Origin of the sequence: Streptomyces sp. NPDC059443 (assembly GCF_042750105.1) — a bacterium.
Classification (GTDB): Bacteria; Actinomycetota; Actinomycetes; order Streptomycetales; family Streptomycetaceae; genus Streptomyces.
Genome location: NZ_JBHYVM010000049.1, coordinates 1 through 26331, shown reverse-complemented (window position 1 = coordinate 26331; position 26331 = coordinate 1). Strand labels below are relative to the sequence as shown.

The 26331-nt window shown below is 72.6% G+C and carries 24 protein-coding genes; 15 read left to right on the top strand and 9 right to left on the bottom strand.

Going from position 1 to position 26331, the window contains the following annotated elements:
* Positions 1–67 precede the first annotated feature (67 nt).
* Complete coding sequence (locus ACFXDJ_RS33350) at positions 68–640, top strand: hypothetical protein (protein WP_384851143.1); 573 nt, start codon at positions 68–70, stop codon at positions 638–640.
* Positions 641–788: 148 nt separating this feature from the next.
* Entirely contained in the window at positions 789–1385 is a 597-nt protein-coding gene (locus ACFXDJ_RS33345; protein WP_384651916.1) for a TIGR00645 family protein, read from the top strand.
* A gap of 2 nt (positions 1386–1387) precedes the next feature.
* On the opposite strand, the gene ACFXDJ_RS33340 is transcribed toward ACFXDJ_RS33345, so the two are convergent.
* Positions 1388–2143: an alpha/beta fold hydrolase gene (locus ACFXDJ_RS33340; protein WP_384651914.1), complete on the bottom strand. Its 756-nt coding sequence runs from the start codon at positions 2141–2143 to the stop codon at positions 1388–1390.
* A 174-nt stretch (positions 2144–2317) separates the two neighbouring features.
* Entirely contained in the window at positions 2318–4378 is a 2061-nt protein-coding gene (locus ACFXDJ_RS33335; RefSeq protein ID WP_384651912.1) for a phosphocholine-specific phospholipase C, read from the bottom strand.
* Between the two features lie 256 nt (positions 4379–4634).
* On the opposite strand from ACFXDJ_RS33335, the gene ACFXDJ_RS33330 reads away from it, so the two are divergent.
* Positions 4635–6230, top strand: a complete 1596-nt coding sequence (locus tag ACFXDJ_RS33330) for a restriction endonuclease (protein WP_384651910.1) — start codon at positions 4635–4637, stop codon at positions 6228–6230.
* Positions 6231–6281: 51 nt separating this feature from the next.
* On the opposite strand, the gene msrB is transcribed toward ACFXDJ_RS33330, so the two are convergent.
* The 4 genes from msrB to ACFXDJ_RS33310 all read right to left on the bottom strand — a co-directional run bounded on the left by msrB (position 6282) and on the right by ACFXDJ_RS33310 (position 9576).
* The gene (gene msrB, locus ACFXDJ_RS33325; protein ID WP_384651908.1) at positions 6282–6689 is read right to left on the bottom strand and encodes a peptide-methionine (R)-S-oxide reductase MsrB; all 408 of its coding nucleotides are present in this window, start codon (positions 6687–6689) and stop codon (positions 6282–6284) included.
* Positions 6690–6725: 36 nt separating this feature from the next.
* Positions 6726–8123 (bottom strand): UDP-N-acetylmuramate--L-alanine ligase, encoded by a 1398-nt coding sequence (murC, locus tag ACFXDJ_RS33320; protein WP_384651906.1) that lies wholly within the window; start codon positions 8121–8123, stop codon positions 6726–6728.
* Between the two features lie 63 nt (positions 8124–8186).
* The gene (locus tag ACFXDJ_RS33315) at positions 8187–8654 is read right to left on the bottom strand and encodes an indole-3-glycerol phosphate synthase (RefSeq protein WP_384651905.1); all 468 of its coding nucleotides are present in this window, start codon (positions 8652–8654) and stop codon (positions 8187–8189) included.
* 148 nt (positions 8655–8802) lie between these two features.
* On the bottom strand, positions 8803–9576 hold the full coding sequence (locus ACFXDJ_RS33310; RefSeq protein WP_384651903.1) for a pyrimidine reductase family protein: 774 nt from the start codon (positions 9574–9576) through the stop codon (positions 8803–8805).
* A gap of 84 nt (positions 9577–9660) precedes the next feature.
* On the opposite strand from ACFXDJ_RS33310, the gene zapE reads away from it, so the two are divergent.
* The 5 genes from zapE (at position 9661) to ACFXDJ_RS33285 (ending at position 14926) form a co-directional block, all read left to right on the top strand.
* The gene (gene zapE, locus ACFXDJ_RS33305) at positions 9661–10722 is read left to right on the top strand and encodes a cell division protein ZapE (RefSeq protein WP_384651921.1); all 1062 of its coding nucleotides are present in this window, start codon (positions 9661–9663) and stop codon (positions 10720–10722) included.
* 62 nt (positions 10723–10784) lie between these two features.
* Positions 10785–11210 carry an OsmC family protein gene (locus ACFXDJ_RS33300; protein ID WP_384651901.1) on the top strand — a complete coding sequence of 142 codons (426 nt, stop codon included), beginning with the start codon at positions 10785–10787 and terminating at the stop codon, positions 11208–11210.
* A 140-nt stretch (positions 11211–11350) separates the two neighbouring features.
* The gene (locus ACFXDJ_RS33295; protein WP_384651899.1) at positions 11351–12760 is read left to right on the top strand and encodes an alkaline phosphatase PhoX; all 1410 of its coding nucleotides are present in this window, start codon (positions 11351–11353) and stop codon (positions 12758–12760) included.
* Between the two features lie 325 nt (positions 12761–13085).
* Positions 13086–13991, top strand: coding sequence for a polyphosphate kinase 2 family protein (locus ACFXDJ_RS33290; RefSeq protein WP_384651919.1), 906 nt, complete (start codon positions 13086–13088; stop codon positions 13989–13991).
* A gap of 17 nt (positions 13992–14008) precedes the next feature.
* Complete coding sequence (locus ACFXDJ_RS33285; protein WP_384651897.1) at positions 14009–14926, top strand: polysaccharide deacetylase family protein; 918 nt, start codon at positions 14009–14011, stop codon at positions 14924–14926.
* A gap of 31 nt (positions 14927–14957) precedes the next feature.
* Here ACFXDJ_RS33285 and ACFXDJ_RS33280 read toward each other — a convergent pair whose 3' ends face one another.
* Positions 14958–15161 carry a hypothetical protein gene (locus tag ACFXDJ_RS33280; protein ID WP_384651895.1) on the bottom strand — a complete coding sequence of 68 codons (204 nt, stop codon included), beginning with the start codon at positions 15159–15161 and terminating at the stop codon, positions 14958–14960.
* A 90-nt stretch (positions 15162–15251) separates the two neighbouring features.
* On the opposite strand from ACFXDJ_RS33280, the gene ACFXDJ_RS33275 reads away from it, so the two are divergent.
* From ACFXDJ_RS33275 to ACFXDJ_RS33255, 5 genes are all read left to right on the top strand, one after another.
* Positions 15252–15995, top strand: coding sequence for an aminoacyl-tRNA hydrolase (locus tag ACFXDJ_RS33275; RefSeq protein ID WP_384651893.1), 744 nt, complete (start codon positions 15252–15254; stop codon positions 15993–15995).
* 119 nt (positions 15996–16114) lie between these two features.
* On the top strand, positions 16115–17479 hold the full coding sequence (locus ACFXDJ_RS33270; protein WP_384651891.1) for a DUF692 domain-containing protein: 1365 nt from the start codon (positions 16115–16117) through the stop codon (positions 17477–17479).
* Positions 17476–18579 (top strand): TIGR04222 domain-containing membrane protein, encoded by a 1104-nt coding sequence (locus ACFXDJ_RS33265; protein WP_384651889.1) that lies wholly within the window; start codon positions 17476–17478, stop codon positions 18577–18579. The genes ACFXDJ_RS33270 and ACFXDJ_RS33265 overlap by 4 nt, the downstream gene beginning before the upstream one ends.
* An 84-nt stretch (positions 18580–18663) precedes the next feature.
* On the top strand, positions 18664–19464 hold the full coding sequence (locus ACFXDJ_RS33260; protein WP_384651887.1) for a TIGR04222 domain-containing membrane protein: 801 nt from the start codon (positions 18664–18666) through the stop codon (positions 19462–19464).
* A gap of 87 nt (positions 19465–19551) precedes the next feature.
* Positions 19552–21213, top strand: coding sequence for an alpha/beta hydrolase (locus tag ACFXDJ_RS33255; protein ID WP_384851149.1), 1662 nt, complete (start codon positions 19552–19554; stop codon positions 21211–21213).
* 102 nt (positions 21214–21315) lie between these two features.
* Here ACFXDJ_RS33255 and hemQ read toward each other — a convergent pair whose 3' ends face one another.
* Together hemQ and hemG are read right to left on the bottom strand one after the other, a co-directional pair.
* Positions 21316–22029 (bottom strand): hydrogen peroxide-dependent heme synthase, encoded by a 714-nt coding sequence (gene hemQ / locus ACFXDJ_RS33250; RefSeq protein WP_384663161.1) that lies wholly within the window; start codon positions 22027–22029, stop codon positions 21316–21318.
* A gap of 4 nt (positions 22030–22033) precedes the next feature.
* Positions 22034–23557: a protoporphyrinogen oxidase gene (hemG, locus tag ACFXDJ_RS33245; protein ID WP_384663160.1), complete on the bottom strand. Its 1524-nt coding sequence runs from the start codon at positions 23555–23557 to the stop codon at positions 22034–22036.
* Positions 23558–23735: 178 nt separating this feature from the next.
* Between hemG and ACFXDJ_RS33240 the strand changes: the two genes are divergently transcribed.
* Positions 23736–24776: a DUF4349 domain-containing protein gene (locus ACFXDJ_RS33240; protein WP_384663158.1), complete on the top strand. Its 1041-nt coding sequence runs from the start codon at positions 23736–23738 to the stop codon at positions 24774–24776.
* 70 nt (positions 24777–24846) lie between these two features.
* On the top strand, positions 24847–26235 hold the full coding sequence (locus tag ACFXDJ_RS33235) for an FAD-dependent oxidoreductase (protein ID WP_384663156.1): 1389 nt from the start codon (positions 24847–24849) through the stop codon (positions 26233–26235).
* Positions 26236–26331: the final 96 nt, after the last annotated feature.

The window sequence follows — 26331 nt, the reverse complement described above, 5'->3', positions numbered from 1 at the left end:
CAGGCCGCGACCCGCGGCCGTCCGCCGGCCCCTCACTCCATCCCACCCACCCCGGAGCACTGCGACGATGCGCGTACGAACCGCTTTCCCGGCCGCCCTGGCCTCCCTGGGCGCACTCGGGCTGGTCCTGCTGTCCCCCGCCGCGGCCCACGCCCACGGCGACACCGTGAAGGTGGTGGTCACCGGCGAGCGCGCCGGCCACGTCACGGCCGAGGTCACCTGGGAGAACGACGGGGAGGCCGTCACCTCCGCGGTCGCCGCCACCGTGAACGCGGTCAGCGGCGACGGCACCCGTACGCTCGGCCCCTGGCCCCTGATCCGCGATCCGGCCGCGCCGCCCGCCGGGTGGCACACCGTCGAGATCCTGCCGCCCGGGTCCTGGAAGGTGAGCGTGGACGTCGGGTTCCCGGCCCTGGGGCACGGCGAACGCGAAGTGGGCGTACCCGTGGCGGACCCCGCGCCGTCCACCGCCGCGCCGTCGCCCGCCGCGCCGACACCCGCCCCCTCGCCCGAGCCCGCCGCCGCCGCCGCGAAGGGTGGTGCCGCCTGGTGGACGGTGGCCGGTGTGGCCGTGACCGCCCTGGCCGGCGCGGGGGTCGGCATGCTGCTGCGCCGCCGCAGGGGCCGCCGGGGCGCGTAGGCCCGTAGGCCCCGTAGGCCCCCCGGGGTAGTCCGATCGATGGAGGCCGGGCGGGGCTTCCGTACCTTCGGCCGAGGCCTTCGGACCCGTGCCCGGGGCACGGTGGAAGGGTCCTGTGACCTGCCGACGAGAGCCGAACGTGCCGAACATGCAGACCGCGCCTCCCGCGACCCCCGTCCGCCCCACCGTGCCCGGGCCGGCCCCCGGGCCGGCCCCCGCTCCCCGGCCCACGACCGTCGGGCACCGCATCGGCACCGCGATGTTCCTGAGCCGCTGGCTCCAGCTGCCGCTGTACCTGGGCCTGATCGTGGCCCAGATGGTCTACGTGTGGATCTTCCTCAAGGACGTGACGCACCTGGTGAGCGACATCGGCAGTCTCACCGAGACCAAGACCATGCTGATGGTCCTGGGCCTGGTGGACGTGGTGATGGTCGCCAACCTGCTGCTGATGGTGATCGTCGGCGGCTACGAGACCTTCGTCGCGCGGGTGAACCTCAAGGACCACCCCGACGAGCCGGAGTGGCTCAGCCACGTCAACGCGAACGTGCTGAAGGTGAAGCTGGCGACCGCCATCATCGGCATCTCCTCGATCCACCTCCTGAAGTCGTTCATCGAGATCTCCGGCGACGACTGGGCGTGGCAGCAGACGATGTGGCAGGTCATCGTGCACCTGGCCTTCATCGTGTCGGCCATAGCGCTGGCCCTGATCGACCGCCTGCTGCCGAAGTCGCACGCCCGCTCGTAGCGCTAACTGCGGAGGAACTCCTCCAGGGCGGTGGCGAAGGCCACCGGGGTCTCGTGCGGCGGGTAGTGGCCCGCGCCGGGGAGGGGGTGGATCCGGCAGTTCGGGTACCAGACCTGCCAGGTGGCCCGCATGACGTCGGCGGTGAGCGCGAGGTCGTACTCCCCCACGAGGAGCAGCACCGGGACGGTGCTGCCCTTCACGGCGGCGGACAGGTCGAGCGGCTGCCAGCTCGCGAGGTACCCGGCGAAGGCCTCCGGCCGGGAGACGCTCAGGGAGTGCTCGACCATCCGCTCCAGCCAGTACGGGCTCGCCCGGTGGCCGGTGACGAGGTCGAGGATGGCGCGGCGGTTCTCCGGCTGCTCGGCGGCTCCGTAGAACAGGGCGTGGGTCGCGTCGTCCATCTCGTACGGGCCGGCGGGGACCGGGTTGATCCCGGCCAGCTTCTCGATGCGTTCGGGCGCGCGGACGAGGACCTGCTGGGCGGCCTTGCCGCCCATGGAGTGGCCGAGCAGGGAGAAGGTGTCCCAGCCGAGCTCGTCGGCGAGCGCGAGGACGTCGTCGGCGATCTCGCCGAGGGTGTGGCGGCCGGGGACGTCCCGGCGGTCGCCGTAGCCCCGGTAGTCGAGGAAGGCGTACGAGAACTCGCGCGGGTCCAGGTAGTCCAGCACGGAGCCCCAGTTGGCGGAGGTGCCGAACCAGTCGTGCAGCACGATGACCCGGACGGGACCGGTGCCGATCCTGCGGTGGGCGATGGCCATGCGTTCTCCCTCGGTGACGGGGTATGGGAAACCAACGCCGTACGTCTGCCCACCGGGCCTACGATCACACCCGCGGCCCCCTGATCCGATACGCCCGCAGCCACCGTCCCCGGGACCTCACGGTCCTGAAGACGGTGGCTGCGGCGCGTACTGGCCCCGTACCGGACTACCGCGTCAGACGGTCTTGATCGCCGGGTCCGAGACGCCCGTCGCACCCGTTTCGACGTGGCCCGCGAAGCGGCGGAGGAAGGTGGTGTCCGCGTCGGAGACGACGCTGACGTCGTACCAGCGGGACGTGGCCGTCAGGGACACCGTGCAGGGGACGGTGGCGCCCGCCGCGACCCGCAGGATCTGCGCCGAGCCGCCGTAGGCGTTGGTCACCGTGAGGTTGACCGCGGCCGTGCCGCCGTTGGTCAGGGACAGGACCAGGTTGCCGGTGGTCCCGTCGTGGCGGGCCGTGACCTCGGGGCCGGCCTTCTTCGCCGGGCCCTTCCAGGTGCGCAGGAATCCGTTCGGGCCCCAGACCGTGAGGTTGATCTGGTTGCCGGTGGAGCTGCTCGTGCTCCAGGTGTCCGCGAGGGTCTTGCCCGCCTCGACCGTGTAGGGCCACGGGCCGTCCGTACGGTTGCCCGAGGTGCTGTGGAAGTGGGCGCCGAGGGAGGGACCCGAGGAGAAGGTCAGGGTGAACTTGCCCGTGGAGACCGTGGCCTTGCCGTCCACGTAGGGGACGTAGCCCAGCGGGCGGGTCGGCTTGCCGCCCGCCTCCTGCTTGGGCAGGGTGCCGGTGGTCGGCGGGACCGGGTGGTAGGAGGCGTGGGTGTTGTGGTCCGCCGGGACGTACGCCGCCGTGGAGGGCAGGGCGGCGGGCGTGGCGTCGGCCTTGGAGAAGTCGAAGGCCGAGGTCAGGTCACCGCACACCGCGCGGCGCCACGGCGAGATGTTGGGCTCCTGCACGCCGAACCGCTTCTCGATGAAGCGGATGACCGAGGTGTGGTCGAAGGTCTCGGAGTTGACGTAGCCGCCCTTGCTCCACGGGGAGACCACGATCATCGGGACGCGCGGGCCGAGCCCGTACGGACCGGCCGCGTAGCTCGCGTTGCCCGCGAACAGGTCCTTGGAGACGTCGGCGGTCGACAGGCCCCACGCCGAGGAGGCCGGCGGGTACGGCGGCACGACGTGGTCGAAGAAGCCGTCGTTCTCGTCGTAGGTGATGAGGAAGGCCGTCTTCGCCCACACGTCGGGGTTGGCGGTCAGCGCGTCGAGCACCTGCGAGATGTACCAGGCGCCGAAGTTGGTGGGCCAGTTCGGGTGCTCGCTGAACGCCTCCGGCGCCGCTATCCAGGAGACCTGCGGCAGGGTGCCGCCCACGACGTCCGCGCGCAGCTTGTCGAAGTAGCCCTCGCCCGCCTTGGCGTTGGTGCCCGTACGGGCCTTCTCGTAGAGGGCGCTGCCGGGCTGGGCGTTGCGGTAGCTGTTGAAGTACAGCAGCGAGTTGTCGCCGTAGTTGCCGCGGAAGGCGTCGCTGATCCAGCCCCAGCCTCCGGCCGCGTTCAGGCCGTCGCCGATGTCCTGGTAGATCTTCCAGGAGACCCCGGCCGACTCCAGGCGCTCGGGGTAGGTCTTCCAGCCGTAGCCGGCCTCCTGGTTGCCGAGGACCGGGCCGCCGCCCACGCCGTCGTTGCCCGTGTAACCCGTCCACATGTAGTAGCGGTTGGGGTCGGTGGCACCGATGAAGGAGCAGTGGTAGGAGTCGCAGACGGTGAAGGCGTCGGCCAGCGCGTAGTGGAACGGGATGTCGTTGCGCGTCATGTACGACATGGTCGTGGCGGTCTTGGCCGGCACCCACTTGTCGTACTTGCCGTTGTTGTACGCCTGGTGGCCGCCGGCCCAGTCGTGGTTGAGGCCCTCGACGAACTGCATGCCGAGGTCGTTGACCTGCGGGTTGAAGGGGAGGATGTCCTTCGTCCCGTTGGACTGGTAGAAGACGGACTTGCCGTTGTCCTGGAGGACCGGCCGCGGGTCACCGTAGCCGCGCACGCCCTTCATCGTGCCGAAGTACTGGTCGAAGGACCGGTTCTCCTGCATGAGGACGACGATGTGCTCGATGTCCTGGATGGTTCCGGTGCTGCCCTGCGCCGGAATGGCGGCGGCGCGCGCGATGCTCTCGTTGAGCATCGCGGCGGCGGCCGTGCCGCCCGCGATCTGCAGGAACCTGCGGCGGTTCAGTTCTGCCATGGTGTCGACGACCTCTGGGGGGGGGAGACGGGGAGGGTGTGCCTGGGGGCGCCCCAAGAACAGCGGCCCCGGGGTACCGGTCGGCATTGCTTTCGTGACACTGGGCCGTACACCTGGAGAACGGAAGCCCTCGGCGTGCGGTTCATGCCCCAAAACGTTCTTCTCGCCTCGGGCCCACCATCCGCGCGAAACGGACGGTGGGCGAAGGTCACTCCACGTAAGATCGATTAGCTGAAGGAGCACAGGGGGAGGGCCGATGGCACAGCGTCGGGGCGGCTGGTACCAGGAGATGGAGCGGCAGCGGGTAGCCGCTCAGCGTGAACAACAGCGCAGACAACGCGAACTCGAGCGTCAGCAACGGGCGGTCGAGGCTGAGCACAAACGTCAGGAACGCGCCCGGCAGCAGGAATACACGGCCCGTCAGATGCAGCTCGCCTCCGACCACAGCCTCTCTGTCGAGCAGGAGGCCGACGCCCTCCGGCAGCTTCTGCGTACCGCTCTGGACTCCGAACCGGCTGTCTCCTTCGACGGGCTGCGCCGTGTGCACCACCCCAAGCGCTTCGACACCGGCCGGTGGCCGGGGCCCGGGCCCGGGCCGAAGTGGGAGGAGTTCGCTCCGCGGGAGCCAGGAGCGCTCGCCGGGCTCTTCGGAGGCCGACGCCGATTCGAGCAGCAGGTCGCTGCGGAGCGGGCGCGGTTCGCCGAGGCCGAAGAGATCCACCGCCAGGCCGAAGACGAGTATCGGAGGACGCTCGACCGCAAGAGGGCCGAGCACCGAGCGGCGCAGGATCAAGAAGCGTATGCTGTCAGGGAGTTCAACGAGAAACTGGAACGTCGACGGTCCGCCTTCCTGGGCGGTGAGCCCGAGAGCGTGGAGTGGTTCGTCACCCGAGTGCTCAATGCCGTCCGCTACCCGCGGGGTTTCCCCTCGCATCACCGGGTCGCGTTCAGGCCCGCCGACGGCAGCGTCCTGGTCGAGATCCAGCTTCCCACGGAAGCGGTGGTCCCCCTCGCACGCAGCTACTCGTATGTGAAGTCGCGCGATGAACTGAAGGCACAGCCCCGGCCGGAGAAGGAACGCAAGGAGCTCTACGCCTCAGCACTCGCCCAGGTCGCCCTACGCACCGTGTACGAGATCTTCGCCGCCGACCAGGACGGCATCGTGGAGAGCGTGGTGCTCAACGGCCACGTCACGACGGTGGACCGGGCCACCGGCCAGGAGGTCTCACCCTGCCTCGTCACACTCGGCACGGATCGTGACCAGTTCACCGGGCTGAGGTTGAGCCAAGTGGACGCGACGGCCTGCCTCAAGCATCTGAACGCGCGCGTTTCCCCGAATCCGTACGAACTGGAGCCGGTCCGGCCCATCGTCGAATTCGATCTGACTAAATACCGGTTGACCGATGTCAGCATGGACGTGGTTGCCGGGCTCGACAGCCGACCGGTGCTCACCCAGCTCACGCCGACAGAGTTCGAGCATCTGGTACGCCAGCTCTACGAAGCCATCGGCTTGGAGTCCTGGGTTACCCAGGCGTCCAAGGACGACGGTGTGGACGCCGTCGCCATCAGTAAGGATCCGGTCTTCAACGGCGAGTGCATCATCCAGGCCAAGCGCTACACGAAGATCGTGAACGTCGAATCCGTCCACGCCCTGGCCGGTCTCGTGGAGCACAATCGGGCGGCCAAGGGGGTTCTGATCACCACGTCCTGGTTCGGCCGCGCGAGCCACACCTTCGCCGCTTCGCACGGGCGGCTGCAGCTCATCGAAGGCGCCGAGCTGGTCTACCTCGTCAAGGAGCACCTCGGGAAGGACGTCATCGCCGGCGCCGTGCCACCTTCACGCAGGCGGTGAGGTCCCGCGTACGGCCCCGCTCCCAAGGGGCGGGACCGTACAACACGGGGGTCAGGAACCTGAGGGGGTCAGGCGCAGGGAGATGCTGTTGATGCAGTAGCGCTGGTCGGTCGGGGTCGGGTAGCCCTCGCCCTCGAAGACGTGGCCCAGGTGGGAGCCGCACTTCGCGCAGAGGACCTCGGTGCGGACCATGCCGTGGGCGACGTCCGCCTTCAGTTCGACCGCCTCGGAGTCCTTGGGGTCGTAGAAGGACGGCCAGCCGCAGTGCGACTCGAACTTCTCCGTGGAACGGAACAGCTCGGCGCCGCAGCCGCGGCAGGAGTAGACGCCCTCCGTCTTGGTGTCCGTGTACTCACCGCGGAAGGCGGGCTCCGTGCCGGCGAGGCGCAGCACCTGGTACTCGGACGGGGTCAGCTCCGCCTGCCACTGCTCGTCCGTCTTCTCTACCTCGTACGACATGACTGATCTCCCGCTTTCCCGCTCTTCCCAGAGCCGTCAGTTCGACAGACGGGCCAAGATGGCCGGCCCCAGGTCCGTGACGTCGCCCGCACCCATGGTGAGAACGAGATCGCCGGGCTTGGCCATTCCCGCGATGACGTCGGCGACGGCGTCCTTGTCGTGCTCGGGGGTGACGTCGGCGCCCGCCGACCGGGCGGCGTCGATGATGATCTCGCTCGTGACCCCGGGGACCGGGTCCTCGCGGGCGGGGTAGATGTCGAGGACCACGGAGGCGTCGGCGAGGGCCAGGGCCCGGCCCATCTCCTTGCCGAGCTCCTGGGTGCGCGAGAAGAGGTGGGGCTGGAAGACGACCAGGATGCGGGAGTCCCCGGCGGCGCCGCGGATGGCCTCCAGGTCGGCGGTCATCTCCGTGGGGTGGTGCGCGTAGGAGTCGATGACCTGAACGCCGGCCGCCTCGCCCTTGAGCTGGAGGCGGCGCTTGACCCCGGTGTACTTGCCGAGGGCGGAGGCGAGGTTGTGCGGTGCGAGGCCGAGCGCGACGCCGGCGGCGAGGGCCGCGACGGCGTTGTGCGCGTAGTGGCGGCCGGGCACGGAGACGGTGAAGGTCAGCATCTTGCCGCTGGGCAGGGCCACGGTGACGTCGCTGGTCAGGCCGCGCGGGGTGACTTTGAGGATCCGGACGTCGGCGCTCTCGCCCTCGCCGTACGTGACCACCTCGATGTCGTACCTGCCGCTGACCCGCTCGGTGATCTCGGCGGCGCCGGCCTGGCCCTCGGCGATGACCAGGGTGCCCCCGGGGGCGATCCGGCCGACGAAGGTCTCGAAGGACTCGTAGATCTCCTCCATCGACGCGTAGTTCGCGTGGTGGTCGAGCTCCGCGTTGAGGATGATCGCGACCTGCGGGGAGTACTTGTGGAAGCTGCGGTCGCTCTCGTCCGCCTCGGCCACGAAGATGTCGCCCTCGCCGTGGTGGGCGTTGGAGCCGGGGGCGTCCAGGTCGCCGCCGATGGCGTACGAGGGGTCCAGGCCCAGCGCCGACAGGGACACCGCCAGCATCGAGGTGGTGGTGGTCTTGCCGTGGGTACCGGCGACGGCGATCGATCGCAGGCCGTCCATCAGGCCGGCCAGGGCGTCGGAGCGGTGCACGACGGGGATGCCGAGCTCGGCGGCGCGGGCCAGCTCCGGGTTGTCGGCGCGGATGGCGCTGGAGACGACCACGCAGCTGGCGTCGTCGGCGAGGTGGCCGGCGGCGTGCCCGATGTGGACCGTGGCGCCGTGGGCGCGCAGCGCCCGGGCGGTCTCGGAGTCACGCGAGTCGCTGCCGGCCACCTTCGCGCCGCGCTGCGCGAGGATCTTCGCGATGCCGGACATGCCGGCTCCGCCGATGCCGATGAAGTGGGGCCGTTCCATGGCGGTCGGCAGGCCGGGCTTCATTCAGGTAGCTCCAGGATCGAGTGCGTGCGGACAGCCGGACGCGAGGATCCGGCCGCCTCCACCCTATTCGCTGTGGGCGAAGAGCTTGAGCACCGGAACGCCGACCTTGTGGCGCGCCCGCGAGGCCCAGTCCCGGTGGAAGAACTCCTCCACGTAGTGCGGGGCGGTCAGGACGATCACCTCGTCGGCGCCGGTCTCGTCCACGACGGCCTGGAGCTTGTCGAGCGGGTGGTCCTCGATGATCTGTCCGACGGCCTTGGCGCCCTTCTTGCGCAGGGACTCCAGGGAGATTTCGAGGGCCTGCTCCGCCGGTCCGCGGGCGGCCTCGCCCTCCGGTTCGGCGCCTTCGTGGATGGCCTCGGTGAGCTCACCGAGCGCTACGTCGTCGATGGCGCGCAGCAGCCGGTCCCGGTCGCCGCGGGGCTGCATGAGGACGACAAAGGAGACCGCTTCGTCTCCGTGGAGGGTGGTGACGAAGTCCACGTCGACCGGGGTCAGCGGCTGCTCGATCATCAATACGCTCGTGAACACGGACGCCCTCTCCTTCGTGTGCCGAGGCCGGTCGGCCGGCCCCTGCGGAAACCATCCTGCCCCGCTGTCACACGGGGCCTGCACGGCTATACCTGCCCACTTATGTGCCCAGCGGAAGCGAAGCGGAACAACAAATTCCGCTACGGGGTCAGATCCGACGGTAACGCGTGAAGAGAAACCCGGCCTCTTCCAGGAGGCAGGCCGGCGCGAGCCGGTGCGGAACCGTGACGGAAGGCCCGCCGGAGATCCGCTGGGCGTCACCCGCCGTGAGCACCGGCGCGATCGTCAGGCACAGCTCGTCCAGCGCGTCGGCGGCCACGAACTGGCCCAGCAGCCGGGGACCGCCCTCGGTGAGCTGGCGGCGCAGCCCCCGGGCCGCGAGCTCCCGTACCACCCGGCCCGGGTCCACTCCGGTCCCGTCGCCGGCCACCACCACCTCGGCCCCGGCCGCAACGGCCGCGGCCACCCGGTCCGCGGGGGCGGCGGCCCCGGTGACCACCAGGGTGGGCACGAGCGGGGAGGTGAAGAGGGGCAGCGAGAAGTCCAGGTCCAGGCCGGCGGTGACCACGGCGATGGCGGCCGCGGGGCCCTGGCCGGCGGCGCTGCGACGGGCGGCGAAGGCCTCCCGGGCCCGTGCGGGGCGGTAGCCCTCCTGGCGAACCGTTTCCGCGCCGACGACCACCACATCGGCCAGCGCCCGCAGGGTGCCGAAGATCCGCATGTCGGTCTCACCGGAGATCGGCTGCGAGCGCCCCTCGTGCTGGGCCGCGCCGTCGAGGCTGGACACCATGTTGGCCCTCAGCCAGTGGCCGTCCGGGCCGATCGCGGGATACGCGTAGGCCTCCGCGAGCTCGTCCAGCGACCACTCCCGGTCGGTCTGGTCTGCTGATGTCTGATCGGTCACAGGGAACAGGCGTCGCATCGGTGCAGTGTGCCACGCCCCGTAGAGTTAAGAGCTGTGTCAACATCACTCTCGCCCTCAGCACCGGCCTCCGGGCGGCCTCCGATAGCCGACGCCGGCCCGCAGGCCCTGTGCGCCCGTGAGCCCCGGGTGCCCGCCGAACGGCTGGTGGCCGAGATGGTGCCGCCCCCGCGTTTCGACTCGGTGCGCTTCGACACCTACAACCCGGATCCGGCCCAGCCGAGCCAGGCCGAGGCCGTCACGGTCCTCGCCGGCTTCGCCTCGGGCCTGGGCGGCGCCCACGCCACGGGGGCGGGAAAGCGGCGCTGGTTCTCCAGGACCCCTAAGAACACCGCCGTCAGCGCCCCGCGCGGGGTCTACCTCGACGGCGGCTACGGGGTCGGCAAGACCCACCTGCTCGCCTCCCTCTGGCACGCCACCCCGGCCGAGCCCGCGCTCAAGGCCTTCGGCACCTTCGTGGAGCTGACCAACCTCGTCGGCGCGCTCGGCTTCCAGCAGACCGTGCAGACCCTCGGCGGGCACCGTCTCCTGTGCATCGACGAGTTCGAGCTCGACGACCCGGGCGACACCGTCCTCGTCTCCTCCCTGCTCAGCCGGCTGGTCGACCAGGGCGTGGCGCTGGCCGCCACCTCGAACACCCTGCCCGGCAAGCTCGGCGAGGGCCGCTTCGCCTCCGCCGACTTCCTCCGGGAGATCCAGGGGCTCTCCGCGCACTTCCGGCCGCTGCGCATCGACGGCCAGGACTACCGCCACCGGGGCCTGCCCGAAGCCCCGTCGCCGTTCTCCGACGAGCAGGTGGCCAAGGCCGCGTACGCCACCGAGGGGGCCAGCCTCGACGACTTCCCCGGCCTCCTCGACCACCTCGCACGGGTGCACCCCAGCCGCTACGGCGCCCTGACCGAGGGCATCACGGCCGTCTGCCTCACCGACGTCGGCCCGGTGCCCGACCAGTCGACGGCGCTGCGCCTCGTGGTCCTCGCCGACCGCCTGTACGACCGGGAGATACCGGTCCTGGCGTCCGGCTCGCCCTTCGACAAGCTCTTCAGTGAAGAAATGCTGAACGGCGGCTACCGCAAGAAGTACTTCCGGGCCATCTCACGGCTCACCGCGCTGGCGCGCGACGCGAAGCCCCTGGTGTCCCAGTAGGTTTGGGGACGCCGGACCGTCTCTACGGCCCGGCCATACCAGCCTTCGTGAAGGGAACCACCATGGCCACCACGCGTTCTTCCCACACCGTCTGGCAGGGCAACCTGCTCAAGGGTTCCGGCGTCGTCTCCCTCGACTCCTCCGGCCAGGGCGAGTTCGAGGTCTCCTGGCCCTCGCGCGCCGAGGCCGCGAACGGCAAGACCAGCCCCGAAGAGCTGATCGCCGCCGCGCACTCCAGCTGCTACTCGATGGCCCTCTCGCACGGCCTGGACGGCGCCGGTACGCCTCCCACCCGCGTGGAGACCAAGGCCGATGTGACCTTCCAGCCGGGCGAGGGCATCACGGGCATCCACCTGACCGTGCGCGCCGAGGTCCCGGGCCTGGACGCGGAGGGCTTCGCGGCGGCCGCCGAGGACGCCAAGAAGAACTGCCCGGTCAGCCAGGCCCTGACGGGCACGACGATCACCCTCAGCGCCGAGCTGGTCTGACCGTTCCCCCTGGCCGTTCCTCCTGGCCGGGCCGTTCACCGGGCCCGGCCGGGGGACGGCCCCGCGCGGCGGAGCGCGGGCGGCGGGACGGCGTGGTACCACGGGGCCTTCGAACGCCGCCGCGCCGCCTGGAGTTGCCGATGCCGCCGACGCCACCCGTGCCCGCGCCCCCGCCCGGGCCCGCCACCCCGCCGACGTCCCTCAGCCGGCGCAGCCTGCTCGCCGCCGGCTCCGTCGCCTTCAGCGGAGCGCTCGGCGCGCTCTTCGCCCCGGCCGCCGGAGCCACCGCGGCCCCCCGCCCCGCGGCCCGGGACTACGGCCCCCTCGTGCGCGATCCCGCCGGACTGCTCGACCTGCCCGCCGGGTTCACCTACCGGGTGCTCTCCCGCGCCGGGGATCCGCTGCGCTCCGGCGAGGGCACCGTCCCCGCCAACTGCGACGGCATGGCCGCCTTCGCGGCCTCGGACGGCGGCGTCCGGCTCGTGCGCAACCACGAGAACCGGACCACGGCCGCCCTCCGGGTCCCCCTCGTCGACGGGCTCACGTACGACCCGTACGCCCTCGGCGGCTGCACCCTCCTCGAACTCGGCCCGGACGGCCGGGTCCTCGCGGAGCGGGTCGCGCTCGCCGGTACGGCCGTCAACTGCGCGGGCGGCCGTACCCCCTGGAACACCTGGCTCTCCTGCGAGGAGACCGAGGACCGGGCGGGCACCTCCGGATACGGCCGCGACCACGGCTACGTCTTCGAGGTCGACCCGGCCGACCCCCGCCGCTCCGGCGCCGTCCCGCTCACCGCGATGGGCCGCTTCGCACACGAGGCCGTCGCCGTGGACCCGTACCTGGGGGTGGTCTACGAGACCGAGGACGCCTTCGTCGAACCCTTCGGGCTCTTCTACCGCTTCCTGCCCGCCCGCCCCCTCGGCGGCCCCGGCTCGCTGCGCGCGGGCGGCGCGCTGGAGGCCATGCGCGTCCCCGGACTGGCGAACCTGGCGGTGGCGGACCGGACCGGGGCCGAGTTCCCGGTGGAGTGGGTCCCCGTACCGGATCCGTCCGCGTCCGGGACCCCGATCCGGCTCCAGGACTTCGGCCCCGGCGGGATCACCCACGCGCAGAAGCTGGAGGGCTGCTACTGGGGCGGCACCGGCGTGTACTTCGTCTCCAGCTACTCCCGCACCCGCGAGGGCTCCCCCGCCGAGCACCACGGGCAGGTCTGGTTCTACGATCCGCTGCGCGCCCGGCTCCGCCTGGACGTGCTCTTCGGCCCGGCCACCGACATCCAGCTGCCCGGCGACTCCCCGGACAACATCTGCCTGGCCCCGGACGGCGGCCTGATGGTGTGCGAGGACGGCGGCGGCGCGCAGTACGTCTTCGGCGTGACCCCGGGCGGCGAGGTCTACCCGATGGCCCGCAACGCGCAGGACATCGGCAAGCCGGGGGCACCGGAGTGGGGGGAGTTCGCGGGCGTCACCTTCTCCCCCGACGCCCGGACGATGTACGTCAACGCGTACGCACCCGGGACCACCTTCGCGGTGACGGGCCCATGGCAATGACCGGGTACCGCCTTCCGGCCCGGCCGGCCCGGTCTTTCGCCACCTCGCGACTCCATCCGATGTGTCGGAAAATCGTATGGAGTCGACGGGATTGAGGTAGACAGCAGTGGCCAAGAAGGACAGCGGGAAGCCGGAGAAGGCCGGGAAGAAGGCGGCGAAGACCGAGAAGGCGGCGAAGGCCGAGAAGCGGGAAAAGGCGGCCAAGGAAACCAAGCCGGCCAAGCCCGCCAAGGCCGAGAAGGCCCCCGACCCCAAGCCCGACCCCAAAGCCGACTCAAAGCCCAAGACCAAGCCCAAGCCCGTCTCCCTCCGCGAGCTGCTCCGGATCTCCGCCGAGAGCCCCAAGGCCCCCAAGGGCGCCCGCGGGACCGGCGGCCACGGCGCGGGCTCCGGCACCCCGCTGGCCCCCCTGCTCCGTATCCCCTCCGGCGAGCGCGTCGACCTCGGCGCCTTCCACCCGGGCGCCACCCCGGGCGGTCCCACCGACAAGGCGGCCGGCGTGGCGGCCACCGCCCAGATGGCCGAACGGCTCGCCGACCTCCAGGAGCGGCTCTACGCCGCCAGCACCGCCGGTGAGCGCCGCCGGGTCCTCCTCGTGCTCCAGGGCATGGACACCAGCGGCAAGGGCGGCACGGTCAAGCACGTGATCGGCCTGTTCAACCCCTCCGGCTGCCGGATCAAGGCCTTCAAGGCCCCCACGCCCGAGGAGCAGAACCACCCCTTCCTCTGGCGCGTCATGAAGGCGCTCCCCCAGCCCGGCGAGATCGGCATCTTCGACCGTTCGCACTACGAGGACGTCCTCATCGCCCGCGTCCGCGAGCTGGTGCCGCGCAGTCAGCTGGGCCGCCGCTACGCGCAGATCAACCGGTTCGAGAAGTCCCTCGCCGATGACGGGGTGACCGTCGTGAAGGTCTTCCTCCACATCAGCTACGAGGAGCAGCGCAAGCGGCTCCTGGAGCGGCTCGACAACCCCGAGAAGCACTGGAAGTTCAACGCGGGCGACATCGAGGAGCGCGCCGTCTGGCCGGCGTACCAGCAGGCCTACGAGCTGGCCCTGGAGCGCTGCTCCACGGACGCCGCGCCCTGGTACGTCGTCCCCGCGGACCGCAAGTGGTACCGCAACTGGGCGATCAGCAAGCTGCTCCTGGAGCACTTGGAAGGCCTCGCGCCGCAGTACCCGAAGGGTGACTTCGACGTGGAGGAGTGCCGTGCGCGTCTGCTTGCCACATAGTCAGATATTTTGCGTATGTGACCATCTCAGTGCGTAAGGCGGCCGCCGTCGCGGCCGTCGCAGCTCTCAGTGCCGCCCTCGCCGCTTGCGGGGGCGGCACCGGCGCGTCGAGTGCCGGCAGCCAGGCCCGTATGGGCACCTCCGCGTCCCCCTCCGGGTCCGCCTCCCCGCAGGCGGGCTCCCCGAGTCCCCAGAGCGGCCAGCCGGGCACCCCGCAGGCCGGGGCTCCGGGCAAGGTCCCGACCATGGCGCCCGGCCCGAACGGCCTGACCCCCGTCTTCGAGCGTGCGAAGCAGCACACCGACAAGACGGTGGCGCTGACCTTCGACGCCGACATGACCTCCGACCAGGGGCCGCGCGCGGCGAAGGGCGAACACTTCGACAATCCTCAGCTGATCTCCACGCTGCGCACGCTCAAGGTGCCCTCGACCATCTTCATGACGGGGCGCTGGGCCGAGGAGTACCCGGACCAGGCGAAGTCCATCGGCACCGATCCGAACTTCGAGATCGCGAACCACTCCTACAGCCACCACGCCTTCAAGTCCCCCTGCTACGGGCTTCCCACCCTCGACGAGGCCGCCGCGCGGGCCGACGTGGACCGGGCCTTCGACGCGTTCCGCAAGGCGGGGGCGGTCAACACCGTCCCGTACTTCCGCTTCCCCGGCGGCTGCTACGACGACCAGGCGCTGCGCGCCATCTCCACGGCCAAGGTGACGGCCGTCCAGTGGGACGTGGTCAGCGGGGACGCCTTCGCGAAGGATCCGGACGCGGTGGCCGAGCAGGTCCTGTCCGGGGTGAAGCCCGGCTCGGTCGTGGTGATGCACTGCACGCGCAGCGCGGCCCCGGTCACCGAGGAGGCCATCCGGAAGATCGTCCCGGAGCTGCGCAAGCGCGGCTACCGCTTCGTGAAGGTGTCCGAGCTCATCGGGAAGTGACCCGGAGACCGGAAACCCGGAACCCGCGCTGTCAGCCGGAGCAGGCCGTGCGCTGCGCGTCCTGCCATTCGCACACCGGGCACAGCACCACGCCCGGTGTCGCGACCCCGTACTCGGTGGGCTTGCCACACTCCAGGCAGTCGGCGTACGGCGGCCCGGCCACCCGCCCGGCGGGGGCCGCGGGGGCGGGGCAGTACGAGGTGTCCGGCGTGCTCTGCTGTGCCATCTGGTCCATGCCCACGAGCCTACTCAGGCGGCGGAGCCACACCTGGGAGCCCGGGGCCTGGGCATCCTCCTGAAAGCGGAGGCTGGCAGACTTGGCCGGATGAGCACCGAGGACACCCCCGTACCCGTACCCGCCGTCGGGTCGGACAGCCCGTTCCGGCAGGAGCGGATCGCCCGTGACGAGGCCCCGCAGTTCGTGCTGCCGCTGGTCGTGCGGATCGAGAAGGCCGAGCCGCCGGCCCGCACGGACGCCCTGGAGACGGCGGCCCGCGCGGTGCTGGTGCTGCTGACGGACGAACGCTCGGCGGGCGAGGGCGAGTGGGCCGAGGCGGTCCGGGACTGGCAGGACGCGCGGATCCGCAAGGTGGTCCGCCGGGCGCGCGGGGCGGAGTGGCGCAAGGCCGGAACGCTGCCGGGTGTCACCGTGCACGGTGACATGTCGGAGGTACGGGTCTTCCCGCCGGTCCCGCTCGACGGCTGGCCCAAGGAGCTCGCCAAGCTCCAGGTGTCGGGCACCGACCTGGACGACCCGGAACCGGCCGGTCCCGCGGAGGCCGGGCTGCCGGTGCTGTGGCTCAACCCCGACCTGGACATGTCCGCCGGCAAGGCGATGGCCCAGGCCGGACACGCGGCGCAGCTGGCGTGGTGGGAGCTGACCGGGGCGGAGCGGGCCGAGTGGCGGGAGGCCGGCTTCCGGCTGGCCGTACGGACGGCGGCGCGCGAGCGGTGGGCGGAGCTGTCCGGGAGCGGGCTGCCGGTGGTCCGGGACGCCGGGTTCACGGAGATCGCGCCGGGTTCGTGCACGGTGGTCGCGGACCATCCGGCGCTGCGCGGGCGGCTCTGAGGACCGCTCGCCCCGGCCCGGAACCTCAAATGTTGCTCTGAACGTCCCCTCCGGCGGTTGGCTCGACTCCGTCGGGGCCATGACATCGGCAGAAAGACCGATGAGGGGGGCGAGGGGACATGAAGCCCATGGCACACCTGGGGGTGGGCATCGGCTGGCGGCCGGAGATCGCGGACGCCGTGGAAGGGCTGGGGGGCCTGGACTGGGTCGAGGTGGTGGCCGAGAACATCTGTCCCGGCCACCTGCCGGACCCGCTGCTGCGGCTGCTCGACCGCGGGGTCCGCGTGGTGCCGCACGGGGTCTCGCTCGGGATCGGCGGCGCCGACCGCCCGGACCCGGCGAAGCTGGCCGCGCTCGCGGAGCGGGCGGTGGCGCTGGGGGCGCCGCTGGTCACGGAGCACATCGCCTTCGTACGGACGTCCTCGGCGGCGCCCGGTCAGACGCTCGAAGCCGGGCACCTGCTGCCCGTGGCCCGGACCTGGGACTCGCTGCGCGTGCTGTGCGAGAACGTGCGGATCGCGCAGGACGCCCTGCCGGTGCCGCTCGCGCTGGAGAACATCGCCGCGCTGGTGTCCTGGCCCGGGGAGGAGCTCACGGAGGGCCAGTTCCTGACCGAGCTGGTGGAACGGACGGGGGTGCGGCTGCTGATCGACGTGGCCAACCTGCACACGAACCGGGTGAACCGGGGGGAGGACCCGGCGGCCGTACTGGACGGGATCCCGCTGGAGGCGCTGGCGTACGTGCATGTCGCCGGGGGCGTGGAGCGGGACGGGGTGTGGCACGACACGCACGCGCATCCCGTGCCGGGGGTGGTGCTGGAGGTTCTCGCGGAGCTGTGCTCCAGGGTGGAGCCGATGGGCGTGCTGCTGGAGCGGGACGACGACTTTCCCTCCGGGGTGGAGTTGGCGGGTGAGCTGGACGCCATTCGGGGGGTGTTGGGCGGCCCTGCGGGGGCTGTCCCCTACCCGCCCTTCCTCCGTTCCCCGGGGCTCCGCCCCGGACCCCGCGCCTCAAACGCCGGCGGGGCTGGAGGGTGCGGCGGGGCTGGAGGGTGCGGCGGGGCTGGGTCGCTGGACGAGGCCCGGACGCGGGTCGGGATCGGGCAGGCCGCGCTGTTGTCGGCGCTGGTCGCCGGGACGCCCGTGCCCGAAGGGTTCGACGGGCAGCGGGTACGGGTGCAGGCGCGGGCGCTCGCGGCCAAGCGGGCCGGGGTCGTGGCCAGGCTGGCTCCCGAGCTGCCCGGGATCCTGGGCGGCGAGGACGCGTACCGGGAGGCCTTCCTCGGCTATGCCCGGCACCGGCCCATGACCGCCGGATACCGGCGGGACGCGCTGGACTTCGCCGGGCACCTGCTGATCCGGGACCTGCCCGCCGACCCCGCCGCCCGGCGCCGGCTCACGCTCTGGTGGCAGGACCGCGCCGGGGCGCGGCCGCCGCGCCGCGTCGTGCGCTGGGCCCGCTCGCTGACGGGGAGAGCCGCATGAACCTCTTCGACTGGATCGCCGTCGCCGTCTGGGCCGGGGTCATCGTCTCCACCCTGCTCCTACGGCGGAGCGTGCGGCGGTCGCGGCCGTCCGCCCTCGGCCCGGCGCCCCGGCTGCACGACCTGTCCGAGGCCGCGTTCATGGCGGGCGGCCCCGGCGCGGTGGTCGACGCCGCGCTCGTCTCGCTGCTCTGCGACGGCCGGATGGTGGCCGGCGGGCCGGGCATCGTCCAGGTACGGCCCGGGGTGCGGGCCGCCGATCCCGCCGAGCGGGCCGTCCTCCAGGCCCACCAGGGCGTCCCCTCGGGGTGGCTATACCAGATCCGCTACGCCGCCATGCGCGATCCGGCCGTCCAGGAGACGGGCGACGCGCTGGCCGCCCGCGGGCTGATCGCCCCGCCCGCCGGCCGGCGCGGGCAGGGCCGCCACGGGGTGGTCCAGGCGGTGGCGTGCGGGGTGCTGCTGATGCTGTCCCTGCCGCTCACCTTCGTCGCTCTCGTGCTCCCGTCCGAGCCCGGATCCTTCCACCTGCCCTTCATCGTCGAGGTGTTTCCCGTTCTGCTGGGCGGAATCGTCCTGGGCCTCCGGGGTGCCTTCCGCTCCCGGCAGCGGATCACCCGGGCGGGGGCCGCGGCGCTGCGCGACATCCGGGCCCACCACGGGGCCGACCGGAGCCCGTACGTGCAGACCTCGCTGTTCGGGCTGCGCGGACTGCGCGATCCGTATCTGCGCGGACTGCTCGTGCCGGCGGCCCGGGAGACCCGGCTGGCGGCGGCCCAGGCCCGTACGCGTTCGGGCGGTTCCGGCGGCGCCGGTCATTCCAGCAACTCGGAGAGCGCCTGGGGGTCCGGGGCCGAGATGATTCCGGTGGTCTGGTGCGCGGGATCGGACGGTGGCGGGTCGTCGAGCGGCGGCGGCTGCTCCTCGGGATCGAGCTGCGGGTCCTCCGGGTCGAGCTGCGGGTCCTCGGCGTCGAGCTGCGGCTCCTCCGGGAACAGTTGCGGGTCCTCCGGGAGCAGTTGCGGGGGCAGCAGTTCCAGTTGCTCCAGCAGTTCGAGTTGTGGCAGTTCATCCGGTTCCAGCTGCTCCAGCAGTTCCTGATCATCCATCACGGACCCGTCACGAGCTGCTCACACCTCGGCAAGGCCCTATCCCCCGCCCTTCCACGTCTTGTAGAAAGCGGGCATGTTCTGGGTCCTGTTCCTCCTCTTGGCCTGGGCAGGAGCGCTGATCGCGTGCACCCGCCTCCTGAGAGCCGCCGATCAAGCCGCGGAGCCCGCCGACGGGACCGCCGTACCGCACCGTCACACCCGCCACCACCACGGCGAACTGAGCCTGTACGAGGCCGCGTACCTCGCCGGCGGCCCGCGGCGGGTGGCCGACCTGACCCTGCTGTCCATGCAGCGCCAGCGGCGGCTGCTGCTCGCGCACACCGGCTGGGCCACCGTGCTCGATCCGGTCGGGCGCGATCCGCACGAGCGCTCCGTACTCGGCGCGTTCGGGCCCGACGGGCAGGAGCAGGTGGTGTCCGTACGGACCGCCGCGGAACAGGATCCCGCCGTACGGGCCCTCGCGGACCGGCTGGGCGACGCGGGCCTCGCGCTGCGCGCCGGGGTCAAGCAGGGGGTCGGCGAGGGGATCCGGTCGGTCCGGCAGGCCGCCTTGCTGGTCGTGGGCATGATGGCGGCCGCCCTGTGCGTGCCGGACCCGGGGACCACGACGACGGCGATCCTGTGCTGGTTCTCGCTGCCGCTGATCCTGACGCTCGGATGCCTGGCCATAGCCAGTACCGAGGGGCACGCGCACTCCCCGTGGGCCTCGCCCGCCGGTCAGCGGCTGCTCGTGGAACTGGCGCGCGAGCGCTGCGAGCGGGGCTCGCTCACGGCGGTGGCCCTACGGGGTCCGCGCGCGGTCGGCGAACCGGAGCTGCGGGCGGCGCTGGCATACGGCAGGCGGGGGCGGGAGCCGCGGCAAAGGAGGTACTGAGCGCGACACGGGCCGCTGATCCTGTACAGGGGCCCTGTCGCCGGATCTCATCGGACCATCCGATGAGACGAGGAACCCGCCATGCGGATGCGTGTCGCGCTGGCCGCCGTCGTGCTGGCCGCGTCGGTACCGGGAGTCTGCGCCGGCCCGGCCGGCGCCACCCCCACCGCCGCCCCGCCCACCGCCGCCCCGCCCGCCGCCGCCCTGCTCGCGGCCGAGGAGGCCGGCGCCGAGCTCGTCGCGCGGCGCGCCGCCGGGCACCCGCTGGAGTTCGGGCCCTGCGCCGCCGTCGAAGAGCTCGGCCCCGCCGTGCGGTGCGCCACCCTGCGGGTGCCGGTCGACTACGCGCGGCCCGACGGGGAGCAGACCGGGATCACCGTCAGCCGGGTCCGCGCCACCGGCCCGGCGGCCCGGCAGGGGGCGCTCGTGTACAACCCCGGCGGGCCCGGCGGGAACGGGATGTTCTTCCCGCTCGTCGCCGGCCTGCCCGAGTGGCGGCGCGTCGGGGCCGCCTACGACCTCGTCGGCTACGCCCCGCGCGGGACCGGCCGCTCCGGTCCCCCGCTGTCCTGCCAGGATCCGGCGGAGTACGCCCGTACCCCGACCCGGGCCCCGTCCGCCGTACCGGGCCCCGCGGAGAAGCGGGAACGCGTCTCGGCCGCCCGGAGCTACGCGCGGGGCTGCGCGCGGCGGACCGGCCCGGAGCGGCTCGCGTCCTACACGACCCTGAACAACGTCCGCGACCTGCACGTGCTGCGCGCCGCGCTCGGCGAGGCCAAGCTGAACTTCATGGGGGCCTCGTACGGCACGTACCTGGGCGCCGTCTACGCCACGCTCCACCCCGCGCACGTCCGCCGGATGGTCTTCGACTCGGCCGTCGACCCCGATCCCGCCGGCATCTGGTACCGGAACAACCTGGCGCAGGGGCCCGCCTTCGAGCGCCGGTGGGGCGACTTCCGTGCCTGGGTGGCCAGCCACCACGCCTCGTACGGGCTCGGCACCACCCCCGAGGCCGTGCAGTCGGGTTACGACCGCGTCCGGGCCGCGCTGGCCCGCGAACCGGCGGGCGGGGTCGTCGGCACCGGGCAGCTGCACTCCGCGTACCTCAAGGCCGCCTACTACGACGAGGCCTGGCCGGACCGGGCGGCGGCGCTGTCGGCGTTCCTGCGCGGCGACCCGTCCCCGCTGATCGCGCTCGCCGCCCCGGACCCCGCGGCCTCCGCCGAGGGAGAGAACGCGACGGCGGTCTACACGGCGACCTTGTGCAACGACGCCCCGTGGCCCGCCGACTGGGAGACCTGGGACCGCGACAACACCGAACTGGCGCGCAGGGCCCCGTTCGAGACCTGGGGCAACGCCTTCCTGAACCTGCCCTGCGCCTTCTGGCCGGTGCGCGAACGGCAGCGGCCGGTGGACGTGGGCGGACCGGCTGCCGCCGCGCTCCCCCGCACGCTCGTCGTGGCGGCCGAGCGGGACGGCGCGACCCCGTACCCGGGCGCGCTGGAGCTCCAGCGGCGGCTCGGGGCCGGGGCGGCGCTGGTGACGGAAGAAGGGGCCGGCACCCACGGAGTGGTCGGCGGACGCAATGACTGCGTGGACCGTCACGTGGAGCGGTACTTGCTGACGGGCGCCACCCCGGGGTGGCGCGTCGGGTGTGCGCCGCATCCGGAGCCCGCACCGGTGTCGCTGGACGACCGGGCAGCGAGCACCCGGGGGCACCCCAGGGCACTGCTGCCGCCAGTCGTCTGAACTTCCGGGCGGGATCTCCGGCTGCGTCGATTCGGGGGCAGGGCCTCCCGATCACCGGCGAACCGCGGTCAGCGGTTCCCGGTCCTTCCCCCCAGGGGAGGTCTAGGCGAGTCCGGCCACCAGATCGGCGACGGACTTGCGGCGCCCGGTGTAGAAGGGCACCTCTTCGCGGACGTGCATCCGGGCCTCGGAGGCGCGCAGGTGGCGCATGAGGTCGACGATGCGGTACAGCTCGTCGGCCTCGAAGGCCAGCAGCCACTCGTAGTCGCCCAGCGAGAAGGAGGCGACGGTGTTGGCGCGCACGTCGGGGTAGCCGCGGGCCATCATGCCGTGGTCCTTGAGCATGCGGCGACGGTCCTCGTCGGGCAGCAGGTACCAGTCGTAGCTGCGCACGAAGGGGTAGACGCTGACGTAGTCGCGAGGGGTCTCGTCGGCCAGGAAGGCGGGGATGTGCGACTTGTTGAACTCGGCCGGGCGGTGCAGGGCCATGTTCGACCACACCGGCTCCAGCGCACGGCCCAGCTTGGTGCGGCGGAACAGGTTGTACGCGGTCTGCAGCTCGTCGGAGGTCTCCGCGTGCCACCAGATCATGACGTCGGCGTCGGCGCGCAGGCCGGAGACGTCATAGGTGCCGCGGACGGTGATGTCCTTGGCGCCCAGCTGGTCGAACAGTTCCTGGACCTCGTCGGCATAGCCGCCGCGGTCCTCGGGCAGAACGTCCTTCAGCTTGAAGACGGACCACAGGGTGTAGCGGATGACCTCGTTGAGGTCCTTCGCCTTCTTCCCCGCGTTGGGAATCTTCTCTGGTGCAGTCATGTGTCTATTGTCCCGTGTGCTGATCAGTGGTCTGTGCCAGGGGTGCCCAACCGGCCCCCAACGTGGCGATCACCACGTCCGCGGCCTTGCCGGCACTGGCGATGCACGCCGGGATCCCGACCCCGTCGTACAGCGCACCGCACACCGCGAGGCCCGGCAGCGCCGCCACCGCGGCGCGGATCCGGGCCACCCGGTCCAGGTGGCCGACGGGGTACTGGGGCAGGCCGCCGTCCCAGCGGGTGACCGTGGAGGCGACCGGGCGGGCGGCGGGCGCGAGGCCCACGGCCGCGCCGAGATCGGTGAGCGAGACCTCGACCAGTTCCTCGTCGGAGCGCTTCAGATCGGCCTCGTCGCCGTGGCGGCCGACGGAGGTGCGCAGCAGGAACAGCTCCGGATCGGCCCCGGCCCAGGCCCACTTGTTGCTGGAGAAGGTGGACGCCTTGATCGTCCGGCCGTCCACCGGGGGTACGAGGAAACCGCTCGCGCCGCCCTCCGTGACCGCGGCGGGCAGCTCCGAGCGACGGAAGGCCATCGTGACCAGCGCCATGGAGGCGTACTCGACCTCGCGCAGTCCCGTGGCGGCCGCGGGCGCGGGCCCGGCCAGCAGCCGGGCGGCGGGCCCGGCCGGGACGGCCAGGACCACCGCGTCGGCCTCGAAGACCTCGGACCCGTCCCGGGTGTCAGCGACCACGCGCCAGCCGGTGGCGGTACGGGTCAACTCGCGTGCGGGGGCGTCGAGGAGGATCCGGGCTCCGGCCGCCCGGCAGGCCTCGGCGACGGCGAGCGGGAGCCGCCCGATGCCCCCGTCGATGCCGGAGAACACCGGACCGGCCGCTCCGGGCTGCGACTCGGCCGCCCGGCGCTGGAGTTCCCGTACGCCCTCGCCCAGTGAGGCGTGCGTACGGGCGGCCTCGAAGAGCTGGGGCACGGCGGCGCGCATCGAGATGCGGTAGGCGTTGCCCGCGTAGACCCCGCCGAGGAGCGGTTCCACGAGCCGGTCGACGACCTCGTGACCGAAGCGGGCGGCCACGTACTCGCCGATGGCCACGTCCTCGCCGAGCTCCGCGGGCGCCAGAGCGGCCTCGGCCCCGATCCGGGCGAGCCCCTCGGCGGAGATCACCCCGGACGCGGCGAGCGGGCCCAGGTCGCCGGGGACGCCCATGACGTGGCCGCGCGGCATGGGCCGCAGCTCGCCGCGGGTCCACACGTACGCGGTGGCGGTGGCGGGCGGCTGCAGGGCCTCGCCGAGGCCCACGGCGCGGGCCAGCTCCAGGGCTTCGGGGCGGCGGGCGAGCACGGATTCGGCGCCGAGGTCCACGGGCAGGCCCGCCAGTTCACCGGCGTGCAGCTTGCCGCCGAGGCGCGGTCCGGCCTCCAGGAGGGTGACGCGGACCCCGTCGGCGAGCAGGCGGTGGGCGGCCGCGAGGCCGGCGATGCCGCCGCCGATGACGAGGACGTGACCGGCCGGTGCGGTCCGGCCGGTCCCTCGCTCCGTACGTCCGTCCGTACGCGTGTCCGCTTCGTGCATGGACACATCGTCTCAGACCGCTCACCGGCCGATCACCGAGGCCTGACCGTGACCGCTTCGGCATCACCTCGGGACCGCGCGTGCGAAACCCGCGGCGGGACCCTGGACGTCAGACCCGTGACATCCGTGACATCCGTGCGGCAGCCGACGCGCAGCCACTCCCAGGGGGGACTCGACGATGCACACCCCGTACGCAAGACGGCCCGGAGCACCACGGCTCGGAGCACCACGGCTCGGAGCACCACGGTACGGCCGGCGGTCCGCGACGGCCCTGGCCGCGCTCTCGCTGGCGGGGGCGCTCGCCCTCACCGGCTGCGCCGCCTCGGACGGCAAGGCGATGGACAAGGGGGCGCCGGCGGCGGCTCCGCGGCAGGACGCCGCCGCGGGGAAGGGCGGCGCGGCCGCCCCGGCCGCGGAGGGGCCCGCCGCCGACAAGGGCCAGCCGCAGGCCCCGGCCGTGCGCGCGCAGATCATCCGCACGGCGACCCTGAGCGTGGAGACGGCGGACGCCCAGAAGGCGACGGCCGGGGCCCGGACGGCGGCGGAGAACGCGGGCGGGTACGTGGGCAGCGAGAGCACCAAACGCGGCCCCGACGGGGTGATGACCTCGACCGTGACCCTGCGGGTGCCCGGGGACCGGTTCGACGCGGTGCTCGGCGCGATGGAGGGAAGCGGCAAACTGCTCGACCGCAAGGTCGAGGCGCAGGACGTGACGCAGAAGGTCACGGACGTGGACAGCCGGGTCAAGACGCAGCAGGCGAGCGTGGCCCGGGTGCGCGACATGATGGAGAAGGCCTCGGGGCTGGGCGACGTCGTCTCCCTGGAGGCCGAACTCAGCAAGCGCCAGTCCGATCTGGAGTCGCTGATCGCGCAGCAGACGGCGCTGAAGGACCAGACCTCGCTCGGCACGATCACCCTCACCTTCTCCGAACCCGGCACCAAGCCGGCGCCGAAGAAGCCGGAGGCCAAGCCGGGGTTCCTGGACGCGCTCTCCGGTGGCTGGTCCGCTTTCGCGGCCCTGCTCAAGATCCTGCTGATGGCGCTCGCGGCGGCCTCTCCCTTCCTGCTCACGGGCGGGGCGCTGCTGCTCGGCTTCCGGCGCTACCGCAAGTGGCGGCCGGCGAAGCCGAAGACCGGCGTGGCCCCGCAGCGGATCCCGGCACAGGCCGGCGCATCGGGCATCCCGTCCGGGAATCCTCCGGGCGACGTCCGCGACTGAACACCCCTTCCCCCGTAGCGTGGTTCCCGCGAACCACAGCGGCGGGCGGCGGGGAAGGCGGTACGGGCGGATGGCGAAGGGCACGGAACGGCTGGTGGTGGTCGGGGGCGACGCGGCGGGCATGTCCGCCGCGTCACAGGCCCGTCGGCTCAAGGGCCCGGCGGAGCTGGAGATCGTCGCGTTCGAGCGGGGGCACTTCACCTCGTACTCCGCGTGCGGGATCCCGTACTGGATCGGCGGGCAGGTCGGCGGCCGGGACGAGCTGATCGCCCGGACCCCGCAGGAGCACCGCGCACGCGACATCGATCTGCGGACCCGCACGGAGGTGGTGGAGCTCGACGTCCCGGGGCGGCGGGTGCGCGCCCGCGAGCTGGATTCGGGCGCCGAGTACTGGACGGAGTACGACAAGCTCGTCCTGGCGACGGGCGCCCGGCCGGTCCGGCCCCGGCTGCCCGGCATCGGCGCGGCGGGGGTGCACGGGGTGCAGACGCTGGACGACGGGCAGGGCCTGATGGACACCCTGGAACGCGCCCGGGGCCGCAGGGCGGTCGTGGTCGGCGCGGGCTACATCGGCGTGGAGATGGCGGAGGCACTGGTCGGGCGGGGCTTCGAGGTCACCGTGCTGCACCGGGGCGAGCAGCCGATGTCCACGCTGGACCCGGACATGGGCGGCCTGGTGCACAGCGCGATGAACGGGATGGGGATCCGTACGGTCGCCCGCGCCGAGGTGACGAAGATCCTCCAGGACGAGGAGGGCCGGGCCTGCGCGGTGGCCACGGCGGCCGGTGACGAGTACCCGGCGGACGTGGTGGTCCTGGGCATCGGGGTGGAGCCGCGCACGGAACTGGCCCGCGCGGCGGGCCTCCCGCTGGGCGAGTCGGGCGGCCTGCTGACCGACCTCTCCATGCGGGTCCGGGGGCACGAGAACATCTGGTCGGGCGGCGACTGCGTGGAGGTACTGGACCTGGTGGCGGGTCGCACGCGGCACATCGCGCTGGGCACGCACGCGAACAAGCACGGCCAGGTCATCGGCTCGGGCGTGGGCGGCGGCTACGCGACCTTCCCGGGCGTGGTCGGCACGGCCGTGAGCAAGGTCTGCGACCTGGAGATCGCCCGTACGGGGCTGCGCGAGCGCGACGCGCTGGCGGTCGGGCTGCGCTTCGTGACCTCGACGATCCGCTCGACGAACACGGCGGGCTACTACCCGGGGGCGGAGGAGATGACGGTCAAGATGCTGGCGGAGCGGCGGACGGGCCGGCTCCTGGGGGTCCAGATCGTCGGCGGCGCGGGGGCCGCGAAGCGGGTGGACGTCGCGGCGGTGGCCTTGACGGCCGGTATGACGGTGGAGCAGGTCGTGTCCCTGGACCTGGGCTACGCCCCGCCGTTCTCTCCCGTGTGGGACCCGGTCCTGGTCGCTGCCCGCAAGGCGGTGGCGGCGGTCCGGGCGGCGGGGGTGTAGGCGGGCCCTGCGGGGCTGTCCCCGACCCGCCCTTCCACCGTTCCGGGGGGGGGGGCCGCTCCCCCTTCGAAAAATCCGGACGGGGTGGATATATAC

Bases quoted from the DNA above. Each gene is read 5' to 3' on its own strand.
- ACFXDJ_RS33270 (WP_384651891.1), top strand. From the start codon at position 16,115: ATGAAGCCCATGGCACACCTGGGGGTGGGCATCGGCTGGCGGCCGGAG.
- ACFXDJ_RS33295 (WP_384651899.1), top strand. From the start codon at position 11,351: ATGCCGCCGACGCCACCCGTGCCCGCGCCCCCGCCCGGGCCCGCCACC.
- msrB (WP_384651908.1), bottom strand. From the start codon at position 6,689: ATGTCGTACGAGGTAGAGAAGACGGACGAGCAGTGGCAGGCGGAGCTG.
- hemQ (WP_384663161.1), bottom strand. From the start codon at position 22,029: ATGACTGCACCAGAGAAGATTCCCAACGCGGGGAAGAAGGCGAAGGAC.
- ACFXDJ_RS33310 (WP_384651903.1), bottom strand. From the start codon at position 9,576: ATGCGACGCCTGTTCCCTGTGACCGATCAGACATCAGCAGACCAGACC.
- ACFXDJ_RS33260 (WP_384651887.1), top strand. From the start codon at position 18,664: ATGTTCTGGGTCCTGTTCCTCCTCTTGGCCTGGGCAGGAGCGCTGATC.
- ACFXDJ_RS33280 (WP_384651895.1), bottom strand. From the start codon at position 15,161: ATGGACCAGATGGCACAGCAGAGCACGCCGGACACCTCGTACTGCCCC.
- ACFXDJ_RS33275 (WP_384651893.1), top strand. From the start codon at position 15,252: ATGAGCACCGAGGACACCCCCGTACCCGTACCCGCCGTCGGGTCGGAC.
- ACFXDJ_RS33330 (WP_384651910.1), top strand. From the start codon at position 4,635: ATGGCACAGCGTCGGGGCGGCTGGTACCAGGAGATGGAGCGGCAGCGG.
- ACFXDJ_RS33255 (WP_384851149.1), top strand. From the start codon at position 19,552: ATGCGTGTCGCGCTGGCCGCCGTCGTGCTGGCCGCGTCGGTACCGGGA.
- ACFXDJ_RS33240 (WP_384663158.1), top strand. From the start codon at position 23,736: ATGCACACCCCGTACGCAAGACGGCCCGGAGCACCACGGCTCGGAGCA.
- ACFXDJ_RS33265 (WP_384651889.1), top strand. From the start codon at position 17,476: ATGAACCTCTTCGACTGGATCGCCGTCGCCGTCTGGGCCGGGGTCATC.
- ACFXDJ_RS33300 (WP_384651901.1), top strand. From the start codon at position 10,785: ATGGCCACCACGCGTTCTTCCCACACCGTCTGGCAGGGCAACCTGCTC.
- murC (WP_384651906.1), bottom strand. From the start codon at position 8,123: ATGAAGCCCGGCCTGCCGACCGCCATGGAACGGCCCCACTTCATCGGC.
- ACFXDJ_RS33340 (WP_384651914.1), bottom strand. From the start codon at position 2,143: ATGGCCATCGCCCACCGCAGGATCGGCACCGGTCCCGTCCGGGTCATC.
- ACFXDJ_RS33350 (WP_384851143.1), top strand. From the start codon at position 68: ATGCGCGTACGAACCGCTTTCCCGGCCGCCCTGGCCTCCCTGGGCGCA.
- ACFXDJ_RS33235 (WP_384663156.1), top strand. From the start codon at position 24,847: ATGGCGAAGGGCACGGAACGGCTGGTGGTGGTCGGGGGCGACGCGGCG.
- ACFXDJ_RS33335 (WP_384651912.1), bottom strand. From the start codon at position 4,378: ATGGCAGAACTGAACCGCCGCAGGTTCCTGCAGATCGCGGGCGGCACG.
- ACFXDJ_RS33345 (WP_384651916.1), top strand. From the start codon at position 789: ATGCAGACCGCGCCTCCCGCGACCCCCGTCCGCCCCACCGTGCCCGGG.
- hemG (WP_384663160.1), bottom strand. From the start codon at position 23,557: ATGCACGAAGCGGACACGCGTACGGACGGACGTACGGAGCGAGGGACC.